Here is a 19102-nt window from a genome sequence, read left to right on the forward strand (position 1 = left end):
TGTGGGCACCCGACCGGAAATGCCCAGGTCCAAACAACTGTTGACAACAGCATCTGTTGTTATATCAACATTCAGCCTCGAATTCGACGGCCGGGTGAGACAATGGACGACCTTGGAGCACAGGAACAAGCGGTTCTCGACCTCATTGCCGCGAACCCATTCGCCGGCCAGCAGGACATAGCAACGGTGCTCGGCATCGCCCGCTCGACGGTTGCGGCCCACATCGTGCAACTTGTCAACAAGGGATACATTCTCGGCCGTGGTTACGTCTTGCCGACGTCCAAGCGCATGGTCTGCGTCGGCGGCGCGGTGCTCGACCGCAAATACCACGCCAAGAAGGATCTGATTTTCGAGACGTCGAACCCGGTCGACGGCTATCGCAGCTTCGGCGGGGTTGCCCGCAACGTCGCCGAAAACCTTGCCCGCCTCGGCGTCGACATAAGCTTCGTCTCGATCGTCGGCGACGATGAAACCGGCCGCTCGCTGGTGCGGCATCTGCGCGACCTCGGCGCCGATGTCAGCCAGGTCATCACCACCACGGAACGGCCGACGGCGGAATACGCGGCCATCCTCGACCGCAACAACGACCTCGTGCTCGGCATTGCCGACATGGAGATCTTCGATCTGTTTTCGTCGTCCTATCTCGACCGCGTCTGGCCGCATCTGGCTTCGGCGACATGGGTGTTCATCGACTGCAATCTGCCGGCCGCGACCCTCGCAGCACTGATGTCGCGCAAGCAGGGTGCGCGCTTCAAGCTCGCCGTCGACACGGTATCGGCGCCGAAATCAGCGCGCCTGCCGAAGGATCTGACCGGCATCGATCTTCTGTTCACCAATCATGACGAGGCCAATACGATGCTCGGCATGACGGATGCCGACAGGCGGCTGACGCCGGAGGAAGCAGCGGCAGCGCTGCGCGCGGCCGGCGCCGGCGAGGTGATCGTGACCGTGGGCGCGCATGGATTTGCCGTTGCGACTGAGAGCGGTGTGACGACCATGCACTCCGTCCCGGCGCAGCCCGTCGATATCACCGGCGCCGGTGACGCGATGATCGCCGGCACACTGTACAAGGTGCTTTCGGGTGAGCCGGTCGCTCATGCCGTGCGCACCGGCGCGCTGCTTGCCACACTGACCACCGAGAGCGAAGCCAGCGTCCATCCCGATCTGTCGCCGCGCTTCCTTGCCGCCGGCATGTACCGCATTCCTGCCTGAAAGCGAGATGATATGAAACCTTTCCTTGTCCACCTGAACGATGAAGTCGCTGCTGCGCTTGATGAAGGCCGCGCGGTGGTGGCATTGGAATCGACGATCATCACCCACGGCATGCCCTATCCGGCCAATCTGGAAACTGCCCGTGGTGTCGAGACCGTGGTGCGTGAAAACGGCGCCGTGCCCGCCACAATCGCAGTGGTCGCCGGCAAGATCAAGGTTGGCCTCGACGACCGTGAGCTGGAAGAGCTGGCAGCGGCAAAGGGCGTGGTCAAGGCTTCCGGGCGCGATCTCGCCGCCATCATGGTGCGCGGCGGCTCGGCCGGAACCACCGTCTCGGCGACGATGCGGATCGCCGCGTTAGCCGGGATCGGCATTTTTGCGACCGGCGGCGTGGGCGGCGTGCATCGCGGCGCCGAAGCCACTTTCGATATCTCCGCCGACCTGACCGAACTCGGCCAAACCGGCACGACCGTGGTCTGCGCCGGAGTTAAGTCGATCCTCGATATTGCGAAGACGCTGGAATATCTGGAAACTCAGCGCGTGCCGGTGATCGCCTATGGGAGCGATGATTTTCCGGCTTTCTACACCCGCTCCAGCGGGCTCAAGGCCGATCATCGCCTCGACACGCCCGACGAGATCGCGCGAGCCATGCTGCTGCATGACGAGATGGAATCCGGCACCGGCATTCTCGTCGCCAACCCTATTCCCGAAGCGGACGCGCTCGATCCGGCGTTCATCGACGGCACGATCGCAGCGGCCGTGGCTGAGGCCGAGAAGCGCGGCATCGGGCGCAAGGAACTGACGCCGTTTCTGCTCGCACGCATCAATGAGCTTTCGCAAGGCCGCAGCCTGAAGGCCAACATCGCGCTGGTCCGCAACAACGCCGCGCTTGCTGCCCGCATCGCGGTTGCGCATGCGGAATTGAAGGGCGCGACCAGATAGAGACAGCGCCCGGCCAGCGCTACGCACCTTCGATTTCAGCCCGGCGCGAGGTCGAAGATGCGCCCGGCATTGAGGATGTTGTTCGGGTCGAAGGCTGCTTTCAGGCGCCGCATGGCCGCGATCTCGGCGTCGCGGCGCACAAGGTGCAGCCATTCCTTCTTGTCCAGGCCGATGCCATGCTCGGCCGAGACGCCGCCGCCAGCCGCGGCCACACCCTGGTAGATGATCCCGTATGCGGCCGCCGGATCCGCGGTGCGGACCTGGTAATGCAGATTGCCGTCGCCGAGATGGCCGAAGACGTAGATGTCGGCGCCAGGGTCGACGGCCCTGATGCCGGCTTCTGTTTCGCCTAGGAAAGTCGCCATTCTCGCCAGTGGGATGCTGATATCGACGCCGATCAGGCCTGCCATCGAAAACAGGAAACGGTTGGCCTCCTCGCGCACCGCCCAGAGCGCCCGGAATTCGCGCGGCGATTGCGAGACGACCACGTCGTCGATCAGGCCATCTTCAACCGCCTGCATCAGCACCGCGGCAAAGCGTTCGGCGTCGCGGTCCGGCTCGCTGCCCTGTATTTCGGCCAGTACATAGACGGGTGAGCCGACCGGCAGCGGCGCCGGCGCCTCCATGCCGGCGATCATGGCGCCATAGAGCGGTGCGAAATTCACCTCATAGGCCGATAGCAAGGGCCCGAGCTTCCGCCTGAGCCGCGCAAGCAACGTGATCGCCGCGTCCAGCGAAGCAAGCGCGCAGAAGGCGGTGATCTCGGTGGCCGGCTTCGGATGCAGCCGCAGGCATGCGCGCGTGACCACGCCGAGCGTGCCTTCGCTGCCGATGAACAATTGGCTGAGGTCGTAGCCGGAGTTGTCCTTCGCCAAACCCTTGAGCGAGGTCAGGATACTGCCGTCGGCAAGCACCGCTTCCAGCCCAAGCACCTGCGCCCGGTACATGCCGTAGCGCAGCACACGGATGCCGCCGGCATTGGTGGCGACATTGCCGCCGACGGTGGCCGTGCCGCGCGCTCCGATGTCGACGCCGAACAGCAAGCCGGCCGCATCGGCGGCTTCCTGCACCGCTTGCAGCGGCGCGCCGGCCTCGGCGATGATGGTCGCCGCCTCGCGGTCGATAGCCTCAACGGAAGTCATGCGCTCCAGCGACAGCACCGCTTCGCCGCGCTGGATGCGCGCCGCGCCCGCAAGACCGGTGCGGCCACCCTGGACGACGAGCCTTTGCCCGACCTCGTTGCACAGGCGCAGAATGTCCGACACCTCGCCGGTCGTGCGTGGACGCAAGACGATCGCCGGCGGCGCGCCGTCCTTGCCGTCGGGGTCTTCCCGGTAGCGTGGTCCGGCCTCCTCAGACGAGACAATCGCTGACCTGTCCAGCCGCTTTTCCAGCCGCGACAGAAGCTCGGTAATTTTCTGCGACATGTGGCTCAAGGACATGAACGGCCCGGGCGCATCGACGCGGCCGGGAGAGGGAAGGGCGAGGGCTGTGAAAGCGGCCGTGGCTGATTTCTACTGTTCAGCAAATGTGCGGAAAACCCGCCAAGAATACAGCCGGTTGTCTTCGCCATGCGTCGCTCCTGTAACAGGTCGACCATAGGCGCGGCCGGCTATTTGTCAAACCTTTGACCGCAAGCGCTTACCTGCGGGCGGCCCAGTATTCTGGACCGAGGCAAACGCTCACTCACGCGTCCCAGGCGCCTCAGCCTCGGCGCAAATGAGCTTGATGTCGGCTCCCGCCGCCCAGGCGCCGATATCCTCCCGCCGCCGTGCCGCCGCCATCATGTCCGGAAACAGATCCGGGGTGCAGGCGAAGACCGGAATGCCAAGTGCCGCGAGCCGCGCTTCTCCCCGCCTCGACGCAGTATAGATAGCGGTTTGTGAAGAATTATTATAGCTCTGGCATGGTGAAGATTGGCATGCCTTGGCCCTGTTTTGATGGACCCAGGACGTGCCTCAGACGCAAATAGTATCGACTGTTATTCGGCGGACAGAACGGGCTTTGGTAGCCGGCGGCCTTCAGGCTCTGCCCTTCAGGAACTCGATCACCATTGCCGCGGTCCAGGTGAAGCGATTGCCGCCGAGCGGCTCGCCGTTGAGGGGATCGTAATATTCGGCAAAACCGCTCTCGGCGATCAGCTCGAGACTGGATTGCGTGATGCGTTGTGCGATTTGGCTGTGGCCGGCGACGGCAAGGCCGTCGGCGATCATGTAGTTGACCACCAGCCAGACCGGGCCGCGCCAGTAGCGCTTTGGGTCGAAGCGCCCATCCTCAGGATCGTGCGACGGGACGATGCAACGCGTTTTGCCGGCGATGCGCTCGATCGTTGCAGCGATGGTCGCTGCCCGGCTTTCCGGGATGGCCGAAAATACCGACAGAATGCCGCCGACCGACGCGCTGTCAACATGCTTTCCGGCCACTCGGTCGAAACAAATGTACTGGCCATGCGCGTCGCTCCACAGCCGTTCCATTGCCGAAAGCCCCTTTTCGGCACGGGCGCGATTGGCTTCTGCGATTTCGGTTTCGCCAAGTGCCTCGGCGAGATCGGCAAGGTCGGCGGCGGAACGGATCAGGATGGCGTTGAAGCCGGGATCGACGACCTGGAATGGCGAGGCATCGTGCAGCCGGGCATTGTCCCAGCCAAGCCCGCGGAAATGCTGCAACAGCCAGACATAGCGGTCATACTGTGCCTTGGTTGGACGATGCGCCGGATCGGCGTGCAGGATGTCGCGGCGGGTGTAGGGCTCGACGCCTTCGGTCGGCACGCGCTCGAACGCCTCGTCCCAGTCGATCGAGTTGTCGCGACCGGACTCCCATGGGTGGATTATGGCGACCAGCCCTTCGCCGTCCGGGTCGCGATTTTCGTAGAACCAGCGGTGCCAGGCATCGATTTTCGGCAACAGCGCGCGGGCGCGCTCGGCCGCCGGGGTCTTGTCCTTGGCCTGGTCGAACAAGCGGCGCACGGCAAAGCCGGCGACCGCCGGCTGGGTGATGCCGGAGGTGGCAGTCGGGCGATTGGTTCGCCAGACCTCCGGCCCGGGGAAATAGCCGTCGCTCCAGACATGGAAGACGATGTGCGGCACCATGCCGTCTGGCCATTGGTGGGCGAACAGCGTGTCGATCTCGGTCCAGGCGCGCGCCTCGTCATAGTGGGCAAGGCCGAGCGCGGTCAGGCAGGAATCCCAGTTCCACTGAAACGGGTAGAGGCCCTTGGTCGGTATGGTGTAGGTGCCTTGGTCATTTTCCCTGAGCACCTCGACGGCGCGGGCGATGGTTTCGTCGACAGCAAGAGATATCATCGGGCGTTCGTACTTTCAGGATCGAAGGGGATCAAAGGGCGTTGGTGGTTTCGGGATCGAACCAGCGGATGCGATCGGGTTTGGGCGAAAGCCGCAAGTGATCGCCGACGGCGACCGTGGCATTCGATTCGAGGATGGCGCGGAACAGGCCGCCCTCGACGTCGCAGGTGACCAGCGTGTGCGGTCCGAGCGGCTCGACAACGCGCACGGTGGCGTTAATACCTTCGTTGCCGGCGTCCACATCCTCGGGGCGAATGGCGAATTCTATCGTCTGCTTGTCCGATTTGGGGCCGGGCAGCGTCAGCCCGGCGACGGTCCAACTGCCGTCGGCCGTCTTCGTCGCCGGGATGAAATTCATCGGCGGGTTGCCGATGAAGGAGCCGACGAAGCGGGCCGCCGGATTGCGGTAGACCTCTACCGGCGAGGCGGCCTGGACGATACGGCCCTGATGCATGACGGCGATGCGGTCGGCAAGGCTCATCGCCTCGACCTGGTCGTGGGTAACGTAGATGGTGGTGGTCTTGGACGCCGCGAGCACACCTTTGAGCTCGGCGCGCATTTCGAGCCGCAGCAGCGCGTCTAGGTTGGACAGCGGCTCGTCCATCAAGATCACGTCAGGCTCCATCGCCAGGGCCCGGGCCACAGCCACGCGTTGGCGCTGACCGCCGGAAAGCTGGCCCGAATAGCGCTTCAAAAGCTGTTCGATATGCATTAGCTCGGCGGTGCGGTTGACGCGCCCGTCGACCTCCTGCTGCGGCAGCTTCTTCATGCGCAGGCCGAAGGCGATATTCTCGAATACCGTCAGGTGCGGGAACACGGCGTAATTCTGGAACACCATAGCGATGCCGCGTTCGCGCGGCGGCAGATGGTCGACGCGACGGCCGCCGATCCAGACCTCGCCCTGGCTTGGCGTTTCCAGCCCGGCGACGATCCTCAGCAGCGTGGTCTTGCCGCAACCCGAGGCGCCGAGCAGCACCATGAATTCCTGGTCGGCGATGGTCAGGTCGATCGAATGCAGCGCGGTGAAGCCGCCGAAACGTTTTGCCACCTGCTTGATGACGATCTCAGCCATCGGCGTTCTCTTTTGTGCGCGTCATCGATTGGCGATCCCCCACATGGCGAACAGATATTTGCGGACGGCAAAAATGAAGATCAGTGCCGGGATAACCAAGGCAGCACCGCCGGTGAATTTGAGGTAGAGCGGCGATTCGCCAAGGCTCTGCAGCAGGAAGGCGGTCAGCGTCCGGTTCTCGATGGTGAGCACGGCGGCGGCAAACACCTCGTTCCAGGAGATGGTGAAGGCAAACACCGCGGACGCCGCGATGCCCGGCAGCGCCAGCGGCAGAATGACTTTTCGGAATGCCTGCAATCTCGTGCAGCCGAGCGTCCAGGCCGCCTCCTCCAACTCGACGGGAATGCCGGAGAACAGCGAGAAAGTGATCAGCACCGCAAACGGCAGCGCCAGCGTGGTGTGGACCAGCGCCAGCCCGATCGCGGTGTCGTCGAGGCCGGTGCGGATGAACATCACCGCCAGCGGCAGCGCCAGCAGCGGCAGCGGGAAGGCGCGGGTCATCAGCACGAGGAAACGGAACGTTTCCTTGCCTGGGAAATCGAAGCGCGACGGTGCGTAGCCCGCGGGTGCGCCGAAGCCGATCGAGAGGATCATCGTCAGCGTAGCGACGAGAACGGAGTTCCACAGCGCCTTGGCGACGCCGGCGAAATTGATGAAGAAAGAAAGGCTGCCGAAATCGAATGACGGGAAGAAGCGCTTGGGAAAGGCGGTCACCTCTTCCGGCGACGACAGCGCGTTGACGATCAGCAGATAGATCGGCAGCAGCACCCAGACGCAAAGCAGGATGACCGTTGCGACCAGCAACCAATTGCCGGCTTTGCGGGCCTCAGGCGCGGCGATCGAGATCTCCGCGACGGTGCTCATATCCGCGCCTCCTTCGGCACACGCAGCACACGCAGGAAGAACAGTGTGAAACCGATCGAGATGGCGAGGATGAACAGCGCCATGGCGGCGGCGACATTGTGGTCCTGCAGCGTGAACTGCCAATTGTAGGTCTCGCCCATCAGCACCGGCAGATTGGTGCCGCCGAGTGCTGCAACCACGGCAAAGACCTCAAAGGCAAGGATGACGCGCAGGATGATCGCCGTCTGCAGGCTTGGGCGCAGCAGAGGCAGCGTGATCTTGATGAAGCGCTTCCACGGGCTAGCGCCAAAAACCTCCGCCGCCTCGTAGTATTCCCGGGGGATCAGCCCCATGCCGGCGACCAGAATGACCATCATGATGGCGGTCGCGCGCCAGATCTCGGCCAGCGCCACGGCGATGAAGATCGTCAGCTTGCTCTGGTAGCCGAGGAACATGACCGGGCTGTCGATGACGCCGAGATTGGAGAGCAAGGTGTTCAGGAAGCCGGACTGGTCGAAGATGGCGAGCCAGATCAGCCCGGCGGCCAGATCGGAGATGCCGAGCGGAATGGCGAAGATATAAAGCGCGGCGCTGCGTCCCGTTTCGAGCCGCGACACCGCGGTTGCCATCAGCAGTGCCATGACCAACTGAATCGGCACGACGACGACGCTCAGCAGTAGCGTATTGCGGACAGTGACCGGAAACTTCCAGCTGCCCGCCATGGTGCGGAAATTGTCGAGCGTAAAGCCGCCGTCGCGGGTGAACGCCTCGAAGGCGACCAACACGAACGGGTAGAGGAAGAAGACGCAGAGGAACAGCGTCGCCGGTGTCAGCAGCAGATAGGGCAGGGCCTTGCTGTGCATGGAGCGCTCTCTATTCGAAGCTTCAAAAGGGGTGGGCGCCCGGCGCGCTGGAAATCCGGACGCCCGGGAGGATTCTTAATCGACCGGGCAGGCGCCTTGCGAGGGCTTGTCGGGCGCCCAGCACGGCGCCTTCGCCTGTTCGATGATCGCTTTCAGCGCCGTCGCCTGTTCGTCGAGCACGCCGTGCACATCCTCGCCGCCGAGCACGATGCGCTCGAAGCTGTCGGTGTAGATCTGATTGAACTTGCCGCCGAGGCCGCCAAGTCCCATCGGCAGCAGCGCCGGCAATGCATCGGGAGCTCCGGTCATGGTGGCGATCACTGGGCTGAAGGCCTTCACCGAGGCCGGCATGTCGTCGGGCAGCTTGACGTCGACGATGGGGAAGAAGTTTGTCGCCTTCAGCGTCGCGATCTGGGTTTCCGGTTTCAGCATATAGGCGACCAGCGCCTTGGCCTTGTCCATGTCGGGCGAGGTCTTCGGGATAGCGACGCCGGCCACCACCGGCATGTAGCCGCGGCCTGACGGGCCAACCGGCGCCGGGAAGGCGACGAAGTCATCGGGTTTCTGGTTGAAGGCGTCGGCGAGGCGCGCCACGTGATCGAATGCCACCCAGACTTCGCCGGTCAGCAGCGGCTCCTGCATGAAGGCATAGTTGGTCGAATTCGGGTTGGTGTATTGCCACAATTCCTTGAACTTGTTCCACGCCGTTTCGGCCTCCGCCGAGCGGAACTTCGTCACCATCGAGCCGGTATACGATGGAAGGAGAAAACCCTCGAAGAAACGGTGCTTCAGCCCTTTCGGGCCGGCCGGAAAACCGAATTTGGGCGAACCGGTCTTTTCAGCGATGTTTTTCGCCCACTCGATCAGTTGGTCATAAGTGATGGTGTTGAGATCGGTGCCGGCCGGCAGATATTGCAGCGCCTGTTTGTTGGCCGCCATCAGAAAGGTGGCCTGCATCCATGGAAGGTACTTCTGCTCGCCGGTGCCGAGCATGCCGAGCTTCTTGTAGGTCTCGTTGACCTTGACGCCACCGAGATCGACGCCAGAGAGATCGACAAGGTTCGCGCCGACGGTGGAGAAGTCTCCGTGCAGGCCGCCGAGCACGCCTATGGTGCCGGCGCCGGCCTGCAGTTCGGCCTGAAGGCGGGTGAGCCAGGGCCCGTCCTCGGCGACCTGATAGTCGACCTGGCCGTCAAACCCCTTCAGCACTTCGCTGCGCATCTTCTGTGTCTCTTCCACTGGTCGCGCCTGTGTCGACCAGAACAACACCTGCTGGGCTTGTGCTGCGCCGGCAGCAAGCGACAACGCCAGCACCGCACCTGCCAATGTCCTCAACGCATTCATCGTCGTCTTCCTCCCTGGTTGTGCGCCGCTAAGGCGTCAGTTCCGTCCTGTGGGTGCCGGGCCATGGCTTGCCCGCAAGACAAGTGTCGGCCGGACCAGCCGCGTCAGTGGCGCGTCCGGCCTGTCGCCGATGACGGTCAGCAGCATCTCGCCGATCTCGCGCGCGCACTGGCGGATCGAGGCGTCGAAAGTGGTCAGCCCCGGCGGCGCATAGGCGGAGGCGGCTATGTTGTCGAAGCCGATCACCGAAAGGTCGCGAGGAATGGCAAGTCCGGCGCGCCCCGCCTCTTCCATCACAGTCAGCGCCAGCTCGTCGAACAGTGCGACAATCGCCGTCGGCCGCTCGGTGGCGTGCAGAAGCCGGTTGATTGCCTGGATGCGGGCACCGCGATCGAAACGCGGCGCCGTCGCCACATCGAGACTGACGGACGGATCGCCCCGGCGGGCGATCGCGGCGGCGAGCCCGTCCTGCCTGAGATGGCGAAATGTCATCGGCTCCGAAATCGTCACCAGGCCGAAATGGCGGTGTCCGAGATCGTAGAGCATGTCGAAGGCCTCGCCGAAAGCATGCGCGCCATCGGTATCGAGCCAATGGTAGGCAAAGTCGCCGTCGAGCAGCCGGCCATGCGCGACGAACGGGAAATTGCGCTGGCGCAGATAGGCAAGCCGCTCGTCGACCTCGGCGATGCGGGTGACGACGACCCCGTCGGCGCGGCCCGATTCGACGACATGGCGAAGCACGGAAAGTTCCGACTGGCCCTGCGCCGCTGCGGCCAGGATCAGGTCGGAGCCGTGCGAAACCAGCCCTTCGCCGAGCCCTGTGACGAATTCACCGAGGAAGGAGTCGACCAGATTGGGGCCGCGGATCGGAAGCACCATGCCGACAAAGCCGCTGCGGCCGGAGACCAGCGTGCGGGCTGCGGTGTTCGGCACATAGCCGGCCTGATGCGCAGCCTCGGCGACACGTTGGCGCGTTTTCAAGGCGATCTGCACGTGGCCGGCAAGGGCGCGCGAAACGGTGGTAATCGACAGGCCGAGCTGCGCAGCAAGTTCCTTGAGGGTGGTAACGCGGGCCGGCATCGTTTCTCCCGAACGAAGTTTGAAACGTTTGTAATGCGTCCAATCCAAATTGCAAACGTTTTAAATGCGCATGGTCGGTGTTGTTTCTTGCCCGTTGGTTAGCGCGGCCCAATTCGGCCCCGGCCGGCAAGCTCCTGGCCGGAGATTTAAACGCAGCGGTTGCTTGACTCGGGCGACGCCTTGTGAAAAATTTTGCAGCAACTGATAAAAATATCAAAGGGCGGAAATGGTTGGTTTTGGCAACGGCCTGCTGCGCGACGATGAGACCGGGATGGCCGCCCGTGCCGCCTGGCTTCACTATGCCGGCGGCCTGACCCAGTCGGAGGTCGCCAAGCGGCTCGGCCTGACCAGTCTCAAGGCGCATCGCCTGATCACCAAGGCCAATCAGGAAGGCCTGGTCAAAGTCTACATCGACGGCGAAGTCTCAGAATGCGTGGAGCTTGAGGATGAGTTGTCCGGCCGGTACGGCCTCGACTACTGCGAGGTGGTTCCGGACTTCGATGCCGAAGACCTGCCGCTCAAGGCGCTCGGCATTGCTGGCGCGCAGTTTCTCAAGCGCGAGATCGAACGCGGCGAAGAGGCGCTGATCGGCGTCGGCCACGGCCGCACGCTTGCCGCATGCGTCGAATATCTGCCGCGCATATCGGCCGGCAGGATCCGTTTCGTTTCGCTGCTTGGCGGCCTGACGCGCAAGTTCTCCGCCAATCCGCATGACGTCATCCACCGTGTCGCCGAACGCACCGGCGCGGAGGCCTATGTGATGCCCGTACCGATGTTCGCCAACACGGTCGAGGATCGAACAGTATTGCTTGGGCAGAAAGGCGTCAGCGATGTCTTCGACCTCGCCAAGTCCGCCGACTTGCTCATCGCCGGCATCGGCACCGCCGAACGTGAGGCCTCGCTTGTCGCCACCGGCATGATCGAGAAGGGCGAGATGGAGGAGATCCGCCGCAACGGCGGTGTCGGCGAACTGCTCGGCCATTTCTTCGACGATGCCGGAAAGGCCGTTGCGACGACGCTTTCCGACCGGGCGCTGGCACTGGCGCGCGAAGACATCAGCAACCGCAGGATTGTCGCCGTCGCCGGCGGCAAGGTGAAGGTTCGCGCCATCAAGTCAGTGCTGGAGGGCCGTTATCTCAAAGGCTTGATAACCGACGAGCGGACGGCGCGATCGCTCGTGGAACAGACGCCGGTCGGGTAGCCGGCAACCATTTCGTTGAAACTACCCTGTGGAGGAGAAGAGAAATGCATGAGAAAGAGAAAGACCTCATCGACGCATTCCTGCGTGGACAAGTCGACCGCCGTGGGCTGATCAAGGGCCTCGGTGCAATGGGCCTTGCCGCCAGCACCGCCGGCACACTGCTCAATTTCGGGCAGACCCGCGCCCTGGCGGCTGATTTCGACTGGCAGGCGCATAAGGGCAAGACCATCAAGCTGCTGCTCAACAAGCATCCTTACGCCGATGCGATGATTGCCAACCTCGACAATTTCAAGAAGCTGACCGGCATGGAAGTCGTCTATGACGTGTTCCCCGAAGACGTCTATTTCGACAAGGTTACCGCCGCGCTGTCGGCCAGCTCGCCCGAATACGATGCCTTCATGACCGGCGCCTACATGACCTGGACCTACGGCCCGGCCGGCTGGATCACCGACCTCAACGAATGGATCAAGGATCCGGCCAAGACCAACCCGAAATATGCCTGGGACGACTTCCTGCCGGGCGTCAAGAATTCCTGCGCCTGGAACGGCCAGCCGGGCGGCGCGCTCGGTTCGGAAGACGCCAAGCAATGGTGCATTCCGTGGGGCTTCGAACAGAACAACATCACTTACAACAAGGGCATGTTCGACAAGGTCGGCGTCAGCGTTCCCGGCAATATGGATGAGATGGTCGCTACGGCGGCGAAGCTCACCAAGGACGTCGGCGGTGGCGTCTACGGCATCGGCGTGCGCGGCTCGCGCTCCTGGGCAACGATCCACCCGGGCTTCCTGTCGGCCTACGCCAATTTCGACCAGAAGGACCTGAACGTCTCGGCTGACGGCAAGCTGTCGGCCGCGATGAACACCGCCGAATCCAAGGCTTTCCACAAGCAGTGGGTCCAGATGATCCAGGAGAGCGGCCCGAAGGACTGGTCGACCTACACCTGGTACCAGGTCGGCACCGATCTCGGTGCAGGTGCTTCGGCGATGATTTACGACGCCGACATCCTTGGCTACTTCATGAATGGCGGCGACAACAAGATGGCCGGCAAGCTCGCCTTTTCGGCATTCAAGGCCAATCCTGCCGCCAAGGCGCCGACGCCCAATATCTGGATCTGGTCGCTGTCGATGTCCAACTTCTCCAAGGACAAGGACGCCACCTGGTACTTCATGCAATGGGCATCCGGACCCGAGCATGCATTGTTCGGTGCGACCAAGATGGACTTCGTCAATCCGGTTCGTCAGTCGGTCTGGAACGACGAGATGTTCCGCGAGAAGCTGAACAAGAGCTATCCGGGTTATGTCGAGATGTTCGACGTCTCGGCGCCGGGCGCCAGCATCAAGTTCACCCCGCAGCCGCTGTTCTTCGATCTCACCACCGAATGGGCGGCGACGCTGCAGAAGATGGTGGCCAAGGAAGTGCCGGTCGACGAGGGCCTCGACAAGCTGGCCGAGAGCATCAACAGCCAGCTCAAGGAAGCCGGGCTCGGCTAAGCCGCGGCCAAGGCTGGCCCGTCCGCGGGCCAGCCTTTGAGATGTGATACGTTTGCGACGCGGTCCCGAAAGGTGCCGCCTGCTCGCCCGACCGGCCGCCTTGCTCCCTTGGGCGGCCGGGACGGCGAAGCAACAGGATGACGGAGCAGCCGATGACTGCGGCGACAATACAAAGAAACAGGCCGTCGGGCTTCAGGATCAGCAAGCGGGTGCTGCCCTATCTCCTCAGCCTGCCGGCTCTGCTGGTCTGCATCGGCATCCTGATCCCGTTCCTGACGTCGGTGGTCTATTCGTTCCAGCGCTACCGGTTGAGCCAACCCTGGGCGCGGCAGTTCAACTGGGGCGACAACTATATCTCCTTCTTCACCGACCCGAAGTTCTGGAACACCCTGGAGATCTCGCTGCTCTACGCCGGCATCACCGTTGTGCTTGAACTGCTTCTCGGTCTCGGCATCGCCATGCTGCTGCAAAAGCGCTCGACGCTGAACAACTTCATCTCGATCATGCTGCTGATGCCGCTGATGACGGCGCCGGCGCTCGCCGCGCTGATGTGGAAGCTGATGACCAATCCCGGTTTCGGCGTGCTCAGCTATCTCGCCAGCCTGATCGGGTTGCAGGATTTCCGCTGGGCCTCGTCTCCGTCGACGGCGCTGCTCACCGTCGTGCTCGTCGACATTTGGGTCTACACCCCCTTCATCATGATCCTGCTGCTTGCAGGCCTGCGCAGCCTGCCGACGCAGCCCTTCGAGGCGGCAGCACTCGACGGCGTGCCACGCAGCTTCGTCTTCTTCCGCATCACACTGCCGATGCTGACCCCCTACATCCTGACGGCGACCCTGTTCCGCCTGCTTGATTCCATCCAGCAGTTCGACATCATCTACGCCATGACGCAGGGCGGTCCGGGCGACACGCTGACCGTGTTCCAGGTCGAGGCCTACCTCAACTTCTTCCAGTCGACCAATGTCGGCCGCTCGGCGGCACTGATGATCATCCTGTGGGCGATCACCTATTTCCTCTCGAACATTTTCATCAAGAACTGGCTGCGGCTGCGCGAACGCGCCCGCGGCCAGGCATAGGAGGCTGGCGTGGAACACACCTCGCTTCTCGAACGCATCCTGCGCGGCATTGCCCTGGCGCTGGTCGTGATCTTCTTCATGTTCCCGATCGTCTGGATCCTGATGATGTCGTTCCAGACCAACGAGACAATCCTGCGGATTCCGCCGCAGCTTGTCTTCGAGCCGACGCTCGCCAACTACACTGCCTTGATCACCGGCAAGCTGATGACGGCGGCCGGCACGCTCGACATCGCCTTCATGCGCAACCTCTGGAATTCCGTCTTCCTGTCGGTCACCTCGGTTGCCGTCGCGTTGCTGCTCGGCGTTCCGGCGGCCTACGCCTTTGCGCGGCACAAATTCCGCGGCTCGGAGGACATTGCCTTCACGCTGCTGTCGTTCCGGTTCGCGCCGGCGCTGCTGGTGCTCCTGCCGCTCACCCTCTATTTCCAGAAGCTCGGGCTGGCCAACACCTATATCGGGCTGATCTGGGTCTATCAGTTGATCTGCCTGCCGTTGATCCTGTGGATCGTGCGCGGCTATTTCGAAGACATTCCCGCCGACATCGAATACGCCTACCGCATTGCCGGACATTCCTGGTTTGCCACCTTCCGCAAGATCGCGCTGCCGCTCGCCGGCCCAGGCATTGCCGCTGCCGGTCTGCTCGCCTTCATCTTTGCCTGGAACAATTTCGTTTTCGCGCTGGTGCTTGCCTCGGCCGACAAGCAGCCGGTGACGGTCGGCGCGCTCGCCTTCATCACCTCCTCGGGCATCCAGTATGGCCAGATATCGGCGGCGATCGTGCTGTCGATCACGCCGACGCTGGCGCTCGCGCTTTATGCGCAGCGCTATCTCGTCGAAGGCCTGTCGCTTGGCGCGGTGAAAGGATAGTCCGATGGCAAGCCTCGAACTGCGAAACATCGTCAAGCGCTACAAAAGCCAGACCGTTCTCGACAATCTGTCGCTGACCGTCGCCGACGGCGAAACGCTGGTCCTGTTCGGGCCGTCCGGCGCCGGCAAGACGGTGCTATTGCGGCTGGTCGCCGGCGTCATCGACCCCGACGAGGGAAAGATCCTCATCGGCGGCGAGGACATGACCGACGTCGACGCCGAGTTCCGCGGCGTCGGCATGGCATTCCAGAACTTCGCGCTATTCCCGCATATGACGGCGTTCGACAACATCGCCACGCCGCTGCAGGCGAAGCATTCGTCGCAGGGCGCGATCAAGGCCGGCGTCGAGAGCGTCGGCAAGCTGTTGAAGATCGGCCATGTGCTCAGCCACAAGCCGCGGGCTCTGTCCAACGGCCAGAAGCAGCGCACCGCGCTTGCCCGCGCCCTGGTCGGCTCGCCGCCGCTTCTGCTGCTCGACGATCCCTTGCGCAACGTCGATGCCAAATTGCGCTTCGAAATGCGGCTCGAGCTGCCAAGGCTGCTCGCCGATCGTGGCGCAACCGTTGTCTACGTCACCCAGGACTACAAGGAAGCGATGGCGCTTGGCGATCGCATCGCAGTGATGTCGCAGGGCGTCGTGAAACAGCTCGGCACGCCCGAACAGATCTATCGCGAGCCGGCCAACGTCGAGATTGCCCGGCTGTTCGGCGACCCGACCATCAACCTTCTGGACGTCAAGCCGGCGCGGGACGCCAAGGGCATCTATGTCGGCCTGTCCAACGTCCAGGTCCATCTTGCCGGCGCTCATGAGACGGCGGTCGGCCGCGACTGCGTGATCGGTTTGCGGCCGGAGGCGCTGGCGTTTGTCGATGAACGCACGCTCGGCGCCATCCCGGTGACGGTCGAGGCTGAGACGCCGCTCAACGAGAAGATCGTCACGCTGGTGCGCACCGTGCGCGGCCGTGAAATCCTGGTTTCGCGTCCTTCCGGGACACCGGGCCAATCCGAGGGCAAGGTCTACATTGCCGTCGACAGTAAAAGCGCCCTTTTGTTCGATCGCACAAGCGGCGAGCGCATCGGCTCGAAAAACGTCGTCAATTTGCGCAGCGGAGAAGCGGCATGAGCCCGACCGCAATCACCATTTCGGGCGTCGACAAGTTCTACGGTCCGATTGACCGTGGCGTACACGCCGTCAAGAACCTGACGATGGAAATCGTCAAGGGCGAGATCGTGGCGCTGCTCGGCTCCTCCGGCTGCGGCAAGACCTCGACATTGCGCATGATCGCAGGCTTCGAAGAGGTCTCGCGCGGCGCCATCGCGGTTGCCGGCCGCAAAGTGCACACGTTGCCGCCGGTCAGGCGCAACGTCGCAATGGCCTTCGAGGGCTATTCGCTCTACCCGCCGCTGACCGTGCGCGAGAACATGGCCTTCGCCCTCAAGGCCGCCAGGCTGGCGAAGAGTGCAGTCGATGCAAAGGTTGCCAACATCGCCAAGCTGCTCGAGATCGAGGACATTCTCGAGCGCTATCCGAGCTCGATCTCCGGCGGCCAGCAGCAGCGCGCCAGCCTTGGCCGGGCGCTGATCCGCGAGGCCGACCTGCATCTGCTGGACGAGCCGATGGGCCAGCTCGAGCCGCAGCTTCGCGCCGTGCTGCGCGGCCGCATCAAGCATTTCATCAAGGAGCGCGGCCTGACCGCGATCCTGGTCACCCACGACCAGACCGAGGCCAACGCGCTTGCCGACCGCATTGCCGTCATGGAGGGCGGCGTGCTGCAGCAGTTCGACACGCCTGACAGGCTCAAGGAGCGGCCGGCAAACCTGTTCACCGGCACCTTCGTTGGCGAGCCGCCGATGAATGTCTTCGAGGCCTATGTCGGCACGGCCGCCGGCAAGATCAGTCTCAAGCTGCCCGACGGGCTTTCGCTCGACTACGACAAGGATGCGTTCAGCGGCCCGGTTCGCGACGAATTGCTCAACCGGCAGCGCGTCGTCATCGGCGTCAGGCCCTATGCGGTCCGCCGCTCGAAGGATGGTGTGCCGGCGACGGTTTCGGCCAATCAATGGCTCGGCGACCAGACCCATATCGCCGCCGATTTCGCCGGCGGTTCGCTGGTCCTGGTCGAACATGACCGAACCCGCTTGGAGCTTGGCGCGCCGATCAAGATCAGCATCGATCCGAAAAACCTTCACGTCTTCGATCAGGCGAGCGGCAATGCCATTTCGCACGGCACGGAGCTGGCTTGATGCAGGATGTGCTGATCGGCATCGACGCCGGCACGTCTGTCATAAAATCCGTCGCCTTTGACACGGCGGGCAGGCAGATCGCGTCCGCCGCGCTGCCCAATAAATACGAGACACTGCCGGGCGGCGGCGCCGAGCAGGACCTGACACGCACCTGGGCCGATACCGCGACGACCTTGTGCGAGCTTGCCGACAAGGTGCCGGATCTCGCCAGCCGGACCATTGCCATCGCCGTGACCGGGCAGGGCGACGGTACCTGGCTGATCGACAAGGATGGCGAGCCGGTTGCCAAGGGCTGGCTGTGGCTCGACGCGCGCGCTGCCGCGGTCGTCGAGGAGATCCGCGCGCGGCCGGAGGACCGGCTGCGCTTCGAAAAGACCGGCAGCGGGCTCGCTGCCTGCCAGCAGGGATCGCAGTTCGTGTTCATGAAGCGCCACATGCCCGCGATGCTTGCCAATGCAGCGACGGCGTTCCACTGCAAGGACTGGCTCTATTTCAAGCTGACCGGCCACCGCGCCACCGACCCGTCCGAGGGCACCTTCACCTTCGGCGACTTCCGCACGCGCGGCTATTGCGATGATGTGCTCGAGGTACTCGGCGTCACCGATCTCCGGCATCTGTTGCCGCCCATCGTCGATGGCACCAGGCAAAGCACCTCGCTGTCGGCGGCAGCAGCCGATGCGACCGGCCTGCTCGCCGGCACACCGGTCGTTCTGGCCTATGTCGATGTCGCCTGCACGGCGCTCGGCGCCGGCCTGTTCGATCGCGAACGCAAGCCGGGATGCTCGATCATCGGCTCCACCGGAATGCATATGCGGCTTGCCGAAACGCCGGACCAGGTTCTGCTCAACGAGGCTGCAACCGGCTACACGATGACGATGCCGGCACCCGGCGTCTTTGCGCAGATGCAGTCGAACATGGCGGCAACGCTCAATATCGACTGGGTCCTTGGCCTCGCCTCCGGCATTCTCGCCTCGCAAGGTATTACGCGGACCAATGGCGAGATGATCGCGCTGGTCGACCAGTGGATATCGTCGTCCGAGCCAGGCTCGCTGCTCTACCAGCCCTATGTCTCGGAGGCCGGCGAGCGCGGGCCGTTCGTCGATGCCAATGCCAGGGCCGGCTTCATCGGCATTTCGTCCAGGCACGGCTATGCCGACATAGTCCGCGCGGTGTTCGAGGGGCTGGCTTTCGCGGCACGCGATTGCTACGCCGCCATGGGCCCCCTGCCCAAGGAAATCCGCCTGACCGGCGGAGCGGCCAGGAGCCCGGCTCTGCGCAAGATCCTGGGTGCTGCGGTCGGCGCCGACATTCGCACCAGCGAGCGCGAGGAGGCCGGTGCTGCGGGCGCCGCAATGATTGCTGCGGTCTGCGTCGGCCAATACGCATCGATGGACGATTGCGTCAGCGAATGGGTCACGCCTTTGCTCCGTACGGCCGAACCCAGCGACCGGAAACTTGCCGCTGCCTATGAGGCGATGGCTCCGTCCTACACATTGGCGCATGAGGCGCTGCGGCCGGTCTGGCGCTCGATGGCCGCGTCCAGGCAAACCGACGTGAATTGAGAAG

The 19102-nt window shown here is 63.5% G+C and carries 16 protein-coding genes; 9 read left to right on the forward strand and 7 right to left on the reverse strand.

Annotation, left to right across the window (positions count from 1 at the left end; translation table 11 throughout):
• Positions 1-102 precede the first annotated feature (102 nt).
• Positions 103-1212 carry a carbohydrate kinase gene (locus NKH90_RS09460; RefSeq protein WP_352819094.1) on the forward strand — a complete coding sequence of 370 codons (1110 nt, stop codon included), beginning with the start codon at positions 103-105 and terminating at the stop codon, positions 1210-1212.
• A 12-nt stretch (positions 1213-1224) separates the two neighbouring features.
• Positions 1225-2154: a pseudouridine-5'-phosphate glycosidase gene (locus tag NKH90_RS09465; protein WP_352502990.1), complete on the forward strand. Its 930-nt coding sequence runs from the start codon at positions 1225-1227 to the stop codon at positions 2152-2154.
• A 35-nt stretch (positions 2155-2189) separates the two neighbouring features.
• On the opposite strand, the gene NKH90_RS09470 is transcribed toward NKH90_RS09465, so the two are convergent.
• The 7 genes from NKH90_RS09470 to NKH90_RS09500 form a co-directional block, all read right to left on the reverse strand.
• Entirely contained in the window at positions 2190-3581 is a 1392-nt protein-coding gene (locus NKH90_RS09470) for an FAD-binding oxidoreductase (protein WP_352819096.1), read from the reverse strand.
• A 594-nt stretch (positions 3582-4175) separates the two neighbouring features.
• Positions 4176-5456 (reverse strand): amylo-alpha-1,6-glucosidase, encoded by a 1281-nt coding sequence (locus NKH90_RS09475; protein WP_352542240.1) that lies wholly within the window; start codon positions 5454-5456, stop codon positions 4176-4178.
• 31 nt (positions 5457-5487) lie between these two features.
• Positions 5488-6528: an ABC transporter ATP-binding protein gene (locus tag NKH90_RS09480; protein WP_352455248.1), complete on the reverse strand. Its 1041-nt coding sequence runs from the start codon at positions 6526-6528 to the stop codon at positions 5488-5490.
• A gap of 21 nt (positions 6529-6549) precedes the next feature.
• On the reverse strand, positions 6550-7392 hold the full coding sequence (locus NKH90_RS09485; protein WP_352819099.1) for a carbohydrate ABC transporter permease: 843 nt from the start codon (positions 7390-7392) through the stop codon (positions 6550-6552).
• Positions 7389-8234: a carbohydrate ABC transporter permease gene (locus tag NKH90_RS09490; RefSeq protein WP_352472253.1), complete on the reverse strand. Its 846-nt coding sequence runs from the start codon at positions 8232-8234 to the stop codon at positions 7389-7391. The genes NKH90_RS09485 and NKH90_RS09490 overlap by 4 nt, the downstream gene beginning before the upstream one ends.
• 75 nt (positions 8235-8309) lie before the next feature.
• Complete coding sequence (locus NKH90_RS09495; RefSeq protein WP_352819101.1) at positions 8310-9578, reverse strand: ABC transporter substrate-binding protein; 1269 nt, start codon at positions 9576-9578, stop codon at positions 8310-8312.
• Between the two features lie 36 nt (positions 9579-9614).
• Entirely contained in the window at positions 9615-10658 is a 1044-nt protein-coding gene (locus NKH90_RS09500; RefSeq protein WP_352612238.1) for a substrate-binding domain-containing protein, read from the reverse strand.
• A gap of 226 nt (positions 10659-10884) precedes the next feature.
• On the opposite strand from NKH90_RS09500, the gene NKH90_RS09505 reads away from it, so the two are divergent.
• The 7 genes from NKH90_RS09505 (at position 10885) to NKH90_RS09535 (ending at position 19098) form a co-directional block, all read left to right on the forward strand.
• Positions 10885-11859 carry a sugar-binding transcriptional regulator gene (locus NKH90_RS09505; RefSeq protein ID WP_023676028.1) on the forward strand — a complete coding sequence of 325 codons (975 nt, stop codon included), beginning with the start codon at positions 10885-10887 and terminating at the stop codon, positions 11857-11859.
• A gap of 44 nt (positions 11860-11903) precedes the next feature.
• A complete protein-coding gene (locus NKH90_RS09510) occupies positions 11904-13349 on the forward strand; it encodes an ABC transporter substrate-binding protein (protein WP_352472259.1) in 1446 nt (481 codons plus the stop codon).
• 152 nt (positions 13350-13501) lie between these two features.
• Complete coding sequence (locus NKH90_RS09515) at positions 13502-14425, forward strand: carbohydrate ABC transporter permease (protein WP_352452414.1); 924 nt, start codon at positions 13502-13504, stop codon at positions 14423-14425.
• Between the two features lie 9 nt (positions 14426-14434).
• Entirely contained in the window at positions 14435-15292 is an 858-nt protein-coding gene (locus NKH90_RS09520) for a carbohydrate ABC transporter permease (protein ID WP_023676025.1), read from the forward strand.
• 4 nt (positions 15293-15296) lie between these two features.
• Complete coding sequence (locus NKH90_RS09525; RefSeq protein ID WP_352612240.1) at positions 15297-16415, forward strand: ABC transporter ATP-binding protein; 1119 nt, start codon at positions 15297-15299, stop codon at positions 16413-16415.
• Complete coding sequence (locus tag NKH90_RS09530; protein ID WP_352612242.1) at positions 16412-17536, forward strand: ABC transporter ATP-binding protein; 1125 nt, start codon at positions 16412-16414, stop codon at positions 17534-17536. The genes NKH90_RS09525 and NKH90_RS09530 overlap by 4 nt, the downstream gene beginning before the upstream one ends.
• On the forward strand, positions 17536-19098 hold the full coding sequence (locus NKH90_RS09535; protein WP_352612244.1) for an FGGY-family carbohydrate kinase: 1563 nt from the start codon (positions 17536-17538) through the stop codon (positions 19096-19098). Before NKH90_RS09530 ends, NKH90_RS09535 begins: the two co-directional genes overlap by 1 nt.
• Positions 19099-19102 lie beyond the last annotated feature (4 nt).

Source organism: Mesorhizobium sp. M0898 (assembly GCF_040319695.1).
GTDB lineage: Bacteria > Pseudomonadota > Alphaproteobacteria > Rhizobiales > Rhizobiaceae > Mesorhizobium.

Excerpts from the sequence above, each read along its gene's own strand:
- NKH90_RS09460 (WP_352819094.1), top strand. The coding sequence starts at position 103 with ATGGACGACCTTGGAGCACAGGAACAAGCGGTTCTCGACCTCATTGCC.
- NKH90_RS09465 (WP_352502990.1), top strand. The coding sequence starts at position 1,225 with ATGAAACCTTTCCTTGTCCACCTGAACGATGAAGTCGCTGCTGCGCTT.
- NKH90_RS09470 (WP_352819096.1), bottom strand. The coding sequence starts at position 3,581 with ATGTCGCAGAAAATTACCGAGCTTCTGTCGCGGCTGGAAAAGCGGCTG.
- NKH90_RS09475 (WP_352542240.1), bottom strand. The coding sequence starts at position 5,456 with ATGATATCTCTTGCTGTCGACGAAACCATCGCCCGCGCCGTCGAGGTG.
- NKH90_RS09480 (WP_352455248.1), bottom strand. The coding sequence starts at position 6,528 with ATGGCTGAGATCGTCATCAAGCAGGTGGCAAAACGTTTCGGCGGCTTC.
- NKH90_RS09485 (WP_352819099.1), bottom strand. The coding sequence starts at position 7,392 with ATGAGCACCGTCGCGGAGATCTCGATCGCCGCGCCTGAGGCCCGCAAA.
- NKH90_RS09490 (WP_352472253.1), bottom strand. The coding sequence starts at position 8,234 with ATGCACAGCAAGGCCCTGCCCTATCTGCTGCTGACACCGGCGACGCTG.
- NKH90_RS09495 (WP_352819101.1), bottom strand. The coding sequence starts at position 9,578 with ATGAATGCGTTGAGGACATTGGCAGGTGCGGTGCTGGCGTTGTCGCTT.
- NKH90_RS09500 (WP_352612238.1), bottom strand. The coding sequence starts at position 10,658 with ATGCCGGCCCGCGTTACCACCCTCAAGGAACTTGCTGCGCAGCTCGGC.
- NKH90_RS09505 (WP_023676028.1), top strand. The coding sequence starts at position 10,885 with ATGGTTGGTTTTGGCAACGGCCTGCTGCGCGACGATGAGACCGGGATG.
- NKH90_RS09510 (WP_352472259.1), top strand. The coding sequence starts at position 11,904 with ATGCATGAGAAAGAGAAAGACCTCATCGACGCATTCCTGCGTGGACAA.
- NKH90_RS09515 (WP_352452414.1), top strand. The coding sequence starts at position 13,502 with ATGACTGCGGCGACAATACAAAGAAACAGGCCGTCGGGCTTCAGGATC.
- NKH90_RS09525 (WP_352612240.1), top strand. The coding sequence starts at position 15,297 with ATGGCAAGCCTCGAACTGCGAAACATCGTCAAGCGCTACAAAAGCCAG.
- NKH90_RS09530 (WP_352612242.1), top strand. The coding sequence starts at position 16,412 with ATGAGCCCGACCGCAATCACCATTTCGGGCGTCGACAAGTTCTACGGT.
- NKH90_RS09535 (WP_352612244.1), top strand. The coding sequence starts at position 17,536 with ATGCAGGATGTGCTGATCGGCATCGACGCCGGCACGTCTGTCATAAAA.